General features: G+C 57.9%; 12 protein-coding genes. 7 read left to right on the top strand and 5 right to left on the bottom strand.

Annotation, left to right across the window (positions count from 1 at the left end):
- From VFN25_RS16705 to VFN25_RS16675, 7 genes are all read left to right on the top strand, one after another.
- A partial coding sequence (locus VFN25_RS16705; protein WP_325143962.1) for a hypothetical protein occupies positions 1-272 on the top strand: 272 nt, incomplete at its 5' end.
- 93 nt (positions 273-365) lie between these two features.
- Complete coding sequence (locus VFN25_RS16700; protein ID WP_325143960.1) at positions 366-620, top strand: GlsB/YeaQ/YmgE family stress response membrane protein; 255 nt, start codon at positions 366-368, stop codon at positions 618-620.
- A 199-nt stretch (positions 621-819) separates the two neighbouring features.
- Complete coding sequence (locus tag VFN25_RS16695) at positions 820-2394, top strand: hypothetical protein (protein ID WP_325143958.1); 1575 nt, start codon at positions 820-822, stop codon at positions 2392-2394.
- Positions 2395-2589: 195 nt separating this feature from the next.
- Positions 2590-3156: a sigma-70 family RNA polymerase sigma factor gene (locus VFN25_RS16690; RefSeq protein WP_325143967.1), complete on the top strand. Its 567-nt coding sequence runs from the start codon at positions 2590-2592 to the stop codon at positions 3154-3156.
- Entirely contained in the window at positions 3146-3619 is a 474-nt protein-coding gene (locus VFN25_RS16685; protein WP_325143956.1) for a hypothetical protein, read from the top strand. The genes VFN25_RS16690 and VFN25_RS16685 overlap by 11 nt, the downstream gene beginning before the upstream one ends.
- Positions 3620-3681: 62 nt before the next feature.
- The gene (locus tag VFN25_RS16680) at positions 3682-4644 is read left to right on the top strand and encodes a PDZ domain-containing protein (protein ID WP_325143954.1); all 963 of its coding nucleotides are present in this window, start codon (positions 3682-3684) and stop codon (positions 4642-4644) included.
- Positions 4645-4760: 116 nt separating this feature from the next.
- Positions 4761-5510, top strand: coding sequence for a pyridoxine 5'-phosphate synthase (locus tag VFN25_RS16675; protein ID WP_325143952.1), 750 nt, complete (start codon positions 4761-4763; stop codon positions 5508-5510).
- 72 nt (positions 5511-5582) lie between these two features.
- Here VFN25_RS16675 and VFN25_RS16670 read toward each other — a convergent pair whose 3' ends face one another.
- The 5 genes from VFN25_RS16670 to VFN25_RS16650 all read right to left on the bottom strand — a co-directional run.
- A complete protein-coding gene (locus VFN25_RS16670; protein ID WP_325143950.1) occupies positions 5583-6005 on the bottom strand; it encodes a biopolymer transporter ExbD in 423 nt (140 codons plus the stop codon).
- A gap of 3 nt (positions 6006-6008) precedes the next feature.
- The gene (locus VFN25_RS16665) at positions 6009-6770 is read right to left on the bottom strand and encodes a MotA/TolQ/ExbB proton channel family protein (protein ID WP_325143964.1); all 762 of its coding nucleotides are present in this window, start codon (positions 6768-6770) and stop codon (positions 6009-6011) included.
- A gap of 68 nt (positions 6771-6838) precedes the next feature.
- On the bottom strand, positions 6839-7495 hold the full coding sequence (locus VFN25_RS16660; protein WP_325143948.1) for an energy transducer TonB: 657 nt from the start codon (positions 7493-7495) through the stop codon (positions 6839-6841).
- Positions 7496-7681: 186 nt separating this feature from the next.
- Positions 7682-8965, bottom strand: coding sequence for a tetratricopeptide repeat protein (locus tag VFN25_RS16655; RefSeq protein ID WP_325143946.1), 1284 nt, complete (start codon positions 8963-8965; stop codon positions 7682-7684).
- A gap of 228 nt (positions 8966-9193) precedes the next feature.
- The coding region (locus VFN25_RS16650; protein ID WP_325143944.1) for a toprim domain-containing protein at positions 9194-10398 on the bottom strand (1205 nt) is incomplete at its 5' end.

Here is a 10398-nt window from a genome sequence, read left to right as displayed (position 1 = left end):
TAACGCTGCTGGGATTGATCATGGCGCTGCTGACGCGCAGTCCCGGGGTACTTGGCTTGGCCTTGTTGATGATCGTCGTCGGGCTGTTTGGCGCGGTCTTTTCGATGGCCGCCGCGCGCATCTCGGCGAATTCTCGACCCGACGCCGCGATGTTGCCGCCTGAGGCCTTGCAGGCCATTCGTGACAAGGCACTGGCCAAAGCCAAGGATCAATCGGCGCAGGCCAAAGCGAAAGCCTCACAAGCGGATCCGTTCTCCAATCAGGTTTCCTGACCGGGCGGACTGGTCCTGTCATGGTTGAGGCAGCGCTGATGAAGTGGGGCATGATGTCGGTGCCGCACCTCGCGGCATACTGGAGAGAAGCTCATGACTGTTGAAGGTTTGTTGATTCTGCTCTTTGTTGGTGCGCTGGCCGGCTGGCTTGCCGGACTGATCGTCAAGGGTCGTGGTTTGGGGCTTGTCGGCAACATTGTCATTGGCATTCTTGGCGCCTTGATCTCGAGCTGGCTGTTGCCACGCGTCGGAATCGTCATCGGCGGTGGTCTGATCGGAAGTGTTATCCACGCCATGATCGGCGCAATCATTCTGCTGGTTGTGGTGATGGCGATCCGGCGGGCCTGAGGCGGATTCGGTGCGCCCGGCGCCGCTCTCCTTGCGGGTCCGGGTTTCGATCTCGATCTGGAAACCGGAATCTTGTTGAGAGGGTGACCCTCATTATGTGTTCGGGCGCGCCATTGCCGCAGTTGTTCAATCCCGCTATCGTCGGGGCGCAGGGGTGCGCAAGACGGTTCAACCGTCTTTGGAGAGGGCTTGCGCGACAATGAGATGGCGCAGAATCCTGTTGCTGGTGACGATTTCCGTAATTGCCGTCGGGGTCACGCTCGAGTTTGCGGCACGGCGCACGGCCGCAAGCCTGGCGCAATCGCTTGAGCCATTGGCCACACTGACATTTTCCAGTGCGGGGGTCGCGCTTGATGGCAGCATGCGTTTGCAGGAACCCCGGCTCGTGCTTCATCTGGCGGGCCGGGAGGGTCAACTACATGCACGGACGGCTGATATCAGGGGTGGCAATGCGCTCTGGCTCCTTGGCCGCCTGGTTGCACCCGAATCCGGCTTTCCTGAACGCGCAAGCGTTCGAACGAAGGCGCTGCGCTTTGGCCAGACGGATAGCGACGACACGCTCTCGGGGTGGCTGGGCGCATCCAGCCTGGTGCCGTTCGAGAACTTCGGTTGCGGTAGCGATCCATTGAGTGACAAGGATCGAATCAGCATGGGGATTGATGTGCAGGAACGAGCCGATCGATTCGATTATCGACTTGATCCTGACGCCAAGAAGCTTCACCTGTCGATGGATCTCGACGATCCGAACATCTCCTCTATTCGTGGATTTGCCGAGTTGTCGGGATTCGATGTTGCGCAGTGGAAATCGTTCTCGGCGCAATCACTACTGCGCCTCGATCGCGCCGGGATCAAGTACGTGGATTCGGGTTACTTCGCCCGGCGCAACCAGTTTTGTGCGCAGTGGCTCGGTTCCAGCTCTGCGGCGTTCGTTGATCGACATGTGAAAGCGATCGAGGATTTTCTCGATGCGCGAGGAATTCGGCCGAGTGAGGATCTGTTGGGCTTGTACAGGCAGCTGGTCACCCGCGGCGGGGCGCTTGGCTTGACCAGTTTGCCGGATAGCTCTTGGACTCCGACTGAAATTGCGGCGTATCCGAGGCAGGATCTGCTTCGTCATCTGAATGTGACAAGTCGGCTCGGCGATGCACCTCCGATCATGTTTCGGTTGGCCTTTGCCGATCCCGACAAGCCGATTGGAGTCAGCCCGAAACAGGTTCCGATGGAGACGGTCTTCGCAAGTGCCAGCGAGCTTGTCGATGCAGCGGAAGGCGACCACATCGCTGTTCAACCAAGCGTGTCGGATGGAAGCGACTCGGCGGCAAATCAATCGCCACGAGATCAGGCTGACATCGAGCCATCGGTGACTGCGGCTGAGCCCGTGAGTGAGCCTTCAGCAATGACATCAGGGCCAACGGAGCCGATTCAGACGATCGAGTCAGAAGTCGCTGCAAACGATCATCGCGTCATCGCCAGTGCGCCGCCGCCACCCGAGGATTCGACACTTGCCCTGGTGTGGAAGCCTGGCGTGATCGAACGACTGCCGGCGCAAACAGCGAAGAGGAAGGACTATCGCGTGGTGCCGCTATCCGCGCTGAACGAACAGAGAGGCGCAGACGTGCTCTTTGTCACGAGCAATGGCAAACGCGTATCCGGAAAACTTGTGGAGGTAACCGCAAATCATGCGTTGTTGAGGATTCTCGTCGGCCGCGGTGAAGCGGAATTGAACGTTCCCCTGAATCAGATTCGCGAAGTTCGGCTACCTTTGCAGCGCTAGTCCAGCCAATTCCTGGATTGGCGGGCTTGGCACTCAGTCGGATCTGGTTCGGCTGGTTGGAGAAGTCGCCTCAACAGAGTGACCGAATTTTGCCTCAATCGGGAGAACCCGACAGCTTGGCAGGCGGCCGGGTTGCGACGTTTTCGCCTGTTGCTTCGTCTTTTGGATATGGCTGCCGATGGATTTCCCTTGGGTGTGAATTCCGGTTTCGCAACAATTCTGGATCCCGAGGTTCTTCGGCAGGCTCGGCGTGGCAAGACTGCTGCGTTCGAAAAGATCTACCGACTGTATGGTCGCTCTTGTTACAACCTGGCGTTGCGCATCGTGGCCGAACCGGCGACGGCAGAGGATATTGTTCATGACGTGTTTCTGCGCATGATGGCGAGCATCTCGAAATTCCGCGGCGAGGCGCCGTTCGGTGGCTGGCTCAAGCGCATGGTGGTCAATTCCACGATCGATGTGGTGCGTCGCAATCGCAGAAATGATGACAGGGATCCGGAGGTCCATTTTTCTGTCATGGAGGCGCCGCCCAGTTCTGCAGAAGCACGGGTTGATGCCTGGAACCTGTTGATGCGTCTAAGCCCGCGCGAGCGGGCTGTGGTGGTGTTGCATGAGCTGGAGGGATACACGCACAAGGAGCTGGCATTGTTGTTCGATCAGAGTGAGAGTTATTCGAAATCGATTCTTGCCCGGTCGTTGAGGCGGATTGCCGAAGCGGATTCCGTGATTCGTGATCCGGAGGATGTTGCAGATGACCCATGAAGATTCGTTGATTGACGCCCGGCCGATGTCTGCTTCGCTGCTACCCGAGTTTGATCCGGATCCCGCGCTTTGGGAGCGCATTCTCTCCGGGAATGACCGTCGGCTCAGGCGACGCAGGAATCGACGCTTCGCTGGTCTTGGCGTGTGTCTGGCTGTCGTTGTCGTTTTCGGATTGCGCGTGCTGCAACCGGCCGAGGACGTCGGCGATGGTGTGCATGCCGTTGCGGATGTGCGGATGGAATCACAGGATTTGCAGGATGCGTTGCGCGGCAACGGCAATGGTCGCGTTGATTCGATCGTGCAATCCCGCTTGCGCCTGCTCGATCGTGATTTGCAGGCTGCGTATGACCACGGTGCCGGTGACGCGGAATTGCAAGCGTTGTGGACGTTGCGCAAGCAATTGCTTGAAGCGCTTGTTGAGCAGGATAGTGTGTCTGGTGGACATAGGTTCACGCGAATTTGACGATGGAGCCGGTTATGCGTCTTTCTAGTGGGGTCGGTTGTGGTCGGAGATGGGCAATTGTCTTGCTGAGTCTGCTGTTGTCGTGCACGGCACTTTTCGCGCAAGCTCAATCTGGCGAGTTCGGCTTGGCGGTTCAGGCTTCGGATTCCAGTAGTCGCGCGGAGCGTCGATTGGCTGGCGAGGTTCGCGTCTTGCTGATGGACATGATTCAGTCCGGCGAGCTGCCGTCGAATCCGGCCAATACGGTTTCGCTGCAAATTGATTCCGAAGGCGAACGCGCATCAGATCTCGGCGTTCTCGTCGATACCCGTAGCGGAGCCGCCGCGGAGCGTGGACTCCTCGTTCTCGGTACGACGCCGGGGGGCCTGGCGAGCAAGATTGGCTTTCGCAATGGCGATGTCATTGCCTCACTCAATGGCGTGATGCTTTCGTCGCTGGGTAGTGATGCGGATGGTTCGGCGACGGCGGGGCGTGTTTTGCGTGAAACGCTGGCTTCGAGCACGGATGGCGCACAATTAAAGTTTGTTGTTCTACGCGATGGCGCAAAAGTGGCGCTGTCCGGAACCTGGCAAGCGGTTTGGATTCCGGCATTTTCTCTCCACGTAGGGGCGACAGCATCGCAGGCGCATAAAGCCGTCGATGTGAATGAGGTGGCAGCGGGCAAGGGCTGTGGCTGGATCAATACCTTCGACAATGCGCCGCGACAGCAGCATCTGCATGGCGCGACCTTGATCAGCATTGACGGAAGTTCGACGCCACTTCGTCGCCGTGACAGCTATCGCGTATCAGCAGGGCGGCATGTACTCAGGGTCGGCGAGTTGATCGAGAATCGCTATCTTGCGTTCAATCAGAGCTTCAGGGATGGCGCTGGAGCGGATCGCTACAAGACACTTGTCGTCGACGTCGCGCCGGTCACCGCGTACTTCCTCGCCGCCCGCTTGAATGTGGATCAGCGCAACGAATGGCGTGATGGCAAATTTTGGGATCCGGTTATCTGGAGTAGCAAGCCGGAGTCTTGCAAATAGCCTGGACCAGGAGTTTTGACAGCGCCGGTGAGGATGACAGTAGCAAGCAATCTCCGACTGACCGGTTGCAGGCCGACGGACTGCTAAACTTGATTCTTTCGATCGGGTAATCGATCTTGACCAGGCTCAGTGTCAACGTAAACAAGGTCGCAGTTCTGCGCAATTCCCGCGGCGGCTTTGCTCCCGATCCGGTGGTAGCGGCCAAGCTTGCGTTGGCCGCGGGCTGTCATGGCATTACCGTCCATCCGCGACCCGATCAGCGGCATATCCGGGGTGCGGATGTCACCTCGATTGCGGCCGTGCTCGATGGCGCGGAGTTCAATATCGAAGGCAATCCCTTTGCTCCGCCAAGACCTGGATATCCGGGTTTGATCGAGCTTGTGCGCAGGACCCGTCCGGCCCAGGTGACACTGGTCCCCGATGGCGATGGCCAGCTGACCTCGGACCACGGTTTTGACGGCGATACGGATTTCCGTTTGCTCAGGGAACGAATCCGAGAGTTCAAGGCTGAAGGTTGTCGCGTCAGTCTCTTTGTCGACGTCGGTTGCCGTGTCCTTGAGCGTTTTGCCGAGAGTGGCGCAGATCGTATCGAGATCTATACCGGGCCGTACGCAGCGGCGTTCGAGTCAGGTGACTTTGGTGAGCAGCTTGAAGCCTGCGTTGCCACAGGGAGGTCGGCGATTGCTTGTGGTCTCGGCGTCAATGCAGGACACGATCTCGATCAGAAGAATCTTGGCGTGCTGCTGACTGCGGCGCCATGGATTTCCGAGGTCTCCATTGGTCACGCGCTGTTTTCCGAGGCGTTGATTGACGGCCTTGCCGAGACGGTTCACAACTACCTGGCGATTATCGACGAGAGCGCTTGAGACCGCGCAACAGAAAGAGGCGCCGCTTTCGCGACGCCTTTTCTGTTTTGATGCGAAGACGCTTGCGCGAATTCAGGGCCCGGATTGTGCTTGGGCCGTTATGAATCCGATCTTGACCATTCCCGCGCTCTTTGCATTGGACATAACCGTTGCAATCAGCTGGTACTGGGTGGTCTTGTCAGCTCGGATCTGAAGTTCAGGCTGCGGAGTCTTTTGCGCAGCTACTCTGAGCTGGGCTGCGAGCATGGCTTCAGTGATGGCCTCGTCGTTCCAATACAGCTCGCCGTTTTCCTTGACTGCGAGATCGATCGGATCCGGCAGATTCAGCTCTGGCGGCGGATCCTTGCTTGGCTGTGGCAGATCGATGCGAATCTTGTGGGTCATCAAAGGTGCGGTGATCATGAAGATGATCAACAACACCAGCATCACGTCCACCAGCGGCGTGACGTTGATTTCCGCCATCGGGCCGCCACCCGAATTTGATGAAAAGGCCATGGCTTACTTCCTCGCAGCTGCGGGTGCCGGGGCTGCTGCTCCACCTTCAACGCGGGAACCGATAGCGAAGAAGTCGTGCAGGTCATGTGCGAACTCGTCGAAGCGAGCGTAGATCAGGCGGTTGCTGCGTGCAAAGAAGTTGTAGGCAAGCACCGCAGGAATCGCGACGAACAGACCAGCTGCCGTCATGATCAACGCCTCGCCGACGGGGCCGGCGACCGCTTCCATCGATGCCGAACCGCTCGATGCGATCTTGATCAGGGCGTGATAAATGCCCCAGACCGTACCGAGCAGACCAACGAAGGGTGCCGTGGCGCCGACAGTTGCCAGCACGGTCAAACCGCCTTCCAGTCGGATACTTTCGCGGGCAACACCCTGACGCAATGCACGATCGATGAATTCTGATCGATTCAATGCTTCAACCAGACGGCTGCCTTCGTTGCGCGAATGGTGCTGCGCTGCGGTGGCGGCTTCCAGTGCGATCTTGGAGAACGGCTCGGACTTGGGCTGCTCTTCCAGGAAGCGGATCGCCTCCTGTGCGGAAGGGGCTTCCCAGAATCCATGAATGACACGCTCCATGCGCGCCTTCACGATGCCGTTCCGCATGACATTCGCAATGATGAAGTAGATCGACATCACCGACATGACCACGAGAGTGATGAAGACCACCCATCCCATAAAATCGAAATTATGGATGAGATGATCAAAGCCCATCTGGGTCATAGCTTGGGCATTGTTGCCACCACCCGGAATCGGTGGGGGCATGGCACCTGACTGATCCGCAGGCATGGTCGAAGAGGCATCTTGCTGCATGGCGCTACCTTAGATGATTGTTACTGGTTGAGGTTGAACTCGATGGGGACCAAAGCATAACCGCGACTCGCGTTTCCATTCTTTACACCAGCGTTGAAAATCCATGTCTTCACTGCCGCGATTGCTGATCGATCGAGAACTCGATATCCGCTGGACTTCTCTACGGTGATTTCCTCGGGTTTGCCGTCAAGGCCAACCAGAACTTTTAGAATAACCTTGCCTTCCATCCTCTGACGTACAGCCTGAGGCGGATACTTCGGCGGTCGCAGCCTACGGTAACTGATATTTTCGCTCGGTGCGATATCCGCTGGCGGTGCCGGTGGTGCTGGCGGTGCTGGCGGTGGCGCAGCGACGGCCATCGGCGAAGCTTCCTCGACGATGACTGGTGGCGGCGGCTCCGGTGGCGGAGTCGGCGGTGGCTTGATCTTCTCGATCACCTTCGGTGGCGGCTTTTTCGGCGGCTCCGGTGGTGGTGGCGGCGGTGGCGGTGGCGGTGGTGGCGGTTCGATGAATTCGACCGTCACCTTGTTGTCGACCTTCTTTTTGGCCGCTTCCGGTGGTGCTGCCGGAGTCGCCAACAGGGCAAGAGCAAAGAAATGCACGCCGAACGCACCGGTCAGAGCCATGACCCGGAGCCAGTTGAACTTGTTGTTTGAAGTTTCGTAGACGTCAGCCATCGGTGTTAACCAAACAGTTGTTGTTCTTGTGTGCGATCCGCAAGATTCCCCGCGGATGTGGCTGCCGCCAATCGCGCAAAGCGTGACCCGGCACGGTACAACACCCATGTGCTTTTCGACAAGGGTCAGAGTGGATGAATGTTGCTTCGGTCACGCTGGTGAACCGTCGATTTGCTCGCGCAAACGTCATTTCTTCTTGCTCGTGCGTTTGAGTTTGACACCGGAACTGATGACCTTGATTCGCTGCGCGGCCATTGTTTTGGTGCTTGGGAAGCCCTCTGCTTTCCTCCAGGCGGCAAGCGCTGCAGCATTGTTGTCCGCATAGCTTTCGACGTCGCCGAGGAGGATATAGGCCTCACCTTCCTGGCGCAGTCCACCTTTCTGGATGGCGCGATCAAGCGCTACTTTTGCCTCGGGGCCACGATCAGCATAGAACAGCATGTAACCGAGCTGATAGTCGGCGTTGCCGTCCTTGGACTGTGCGGAGGCTCTCTGGTAGGCGTCAATCGCACAGGCTTCATCGTCGGCCTGGTTGCAGACGTCGCCGAGCAGTTTGGTATTTTCGTAGTTGGATTCGACGATGCCCTTTTCCATGCCTTCCTTGAGTGTTGCGGCGGCTTCTTTGGGCTGGTCGGCGTTGGCATAGAGTTTGGCCAGCTGGACGTAGTCGTCCGCGCTGTTGATCAAACCTTGCGCTTTTGCCTTGCTGAGAACTTCGATGGCCTGCGGATATTTGTCCGCGTTGATGTAGACCTTGGCCAGTTGGTTTATCAGCTTGACGTCTTTGGGACTTTTCGCCAGTTGTGCCTTGAGTATGTTGGCGGCCTCGTCATACTGGTCCAGTTCAAAAAGACTGGCCATGAGAATCTGGTTCCAGCTCTCCTTGGGCTCATCGTCGGTGGCCAATGCACGCTTCATCGTGTCGACCGCGAGCTGATACTGGTCGGTGCGATAGTACGCATTCGCCTTCAGTGCCAGTTCGTCCCCCGTCTGTTTGCCGGTCAGCTTCTCCCACTCTTCCAGAGTAGCGATCGCCTCCTGGTATTTTTCTTCCTGCAATTGGGTCTGCGCCAGCGCGTAGATCACCTGGAATTGCGCGCTGTTGGGCAGGGCGTCAAGCGCGATCGCAGCCTTGTACTCGGCAATTGACTGATCGCCTTTGTCGGCATCCCAGTACACCTGCGCCTGCAACTGGTGCGCAAATGCTTTCGCGTAATCGCTGGATCTCTTGTTATCGAATACTTTCTGGATGAGCGGCTCGGCTTCCGCGCCTTTGCCGTCGTTGACCAGGTCGGTCGCCTTGTTGAGGTAGCGCTGGTCACGTTCCGACATCGTCGGCTTGACGTCACTGCGGGTCGCGTTCGGGTACTCGTTTTCCGCCTTCGACTGCTTCTTGGCAATGACAGCGGTCGATGCAAACACCAGCACCGCCGCGCAAAGCGCGATACGTGCGAGCTTGAGAAACTTCATGGTCACTCCTCGAATGGCTTGATCGGGGTGGCCTTCACCCCTGGAATGGATAGAGTCGCGATGCTTGAGCGTACCGCCGTAGCGTTCGCATGTATAGGCATGAAAAGAAAATCCTGATTCCATTCATGATCGCCCGTTTCGAGGCAACGCGGTCGCTTTTCGGGTTTGATGATCCTCTCTGGTTGGCGTCTTGTTCTATATAAATAAATCTTTTCTGTCTTGGCCTTCTCAGATATCCAGATTGCTGACGCGCAGTGCATTTTCCTCGATAAAGTGTCGTCTTGGTTCCACGACATCACCCATCAGGGTCGAGAAAATCTGGTCGGCAGCAATGGCGTCCTCGATATTGACCTGAAGCAGTCGACGCGTCTCCGGGTTGACGGTGGTTTCCCAGAGCTGCTCTGGGTTCATTTCGCCGAGTCCCTTGAAGCGCTGGATCGTGCGTCCGCGCTTGGCTTCTTCCATCAGCCAGGACTGCGCCTGGGCAACGCCTTCGGTCAACTCCAGCGACTTGTTGCCTCGGCTGACGCGGGCTCCCGGCTGGATCAGACCTGCAATCTGCTTGGCGGCGTCCGCAATGGCTCGGAATTCTCCGCCGACAAAGAAATTGGCTGGCAGCACCTGGATTGTCTCGGTCCCGTGTTGTTCGCGTCTGACGAGCAGCGCGGCGGGATGCTCCTCGGTCGCCTTGCGTATGGTGAAATGATAGCGCGCCCTGCCCGATCCGCTGCGGTTCATGATATTGCTCAGGGTGCTGGTCCAGGTTTGCAGCGCATCCGCGTCCTGCCAGGCGTCGGCGGCTGGCGGTGGCGCATCGAGGAAAGCGCGCAGCAATGTCGAATCATGGCGTGAACCCAGGCGTTCGGTCTGATCCAACGCAGCCTGATAGTCGATCAGCAGGTTCTCCAGGCCTTGCCCACTCAATGGCGGGGCATCGGGGCTATAGAGCAATTCGGCGTTTTCGACCGCGTTGGCGATGAGGTAGCTGTTCAGCGCTGCATCGTCTTTCAGGTACATCTCCTGCTTGCCCTGTTTGAGCTTGTACAGAGGCGGCTGGCCGATATAGATATGACCCCGCTCGATAAGCTCAGGCAGCTGGCGGTAAAAGAATGTCAACAACAAGGTGCGAATGTGCGATCCATCGACATCCGCATCGGTCATGATGATGATGCGGTGGTAGCGCAATTTGTCGATGTTGTACTCGTCCTTGCCGATGCCGGTTCCGAGCGCGGTGATCAGCGTACCGATTTCGGCCGAGCCAAGCATGCGGTCGAAGCGCGCCCGCTCGACATTCAGGATCTTTCCACGCAGTGGCAGGATGGCCTGGGTCTTGCGATTGCGGCCCTGCTTGGCTGAACCGCCGGCCGAATCACCCTCGACCAGAAACAATTCACTCAAGGCGGGATCTTTTTCCTGGCAGTCCGCCAGCTTTC

This window comes from Dokdonella sp. (assembly GCF_035703485.1).
GTDB lineage: Bacteria > Pseudomonadota > Gammaproteobacteria > Xanthomonadales > Rhodanobacteraceae > Dokdonella.
This window is presented reverse-complemented; position numbering and strand designations above follow the sequence as displayed.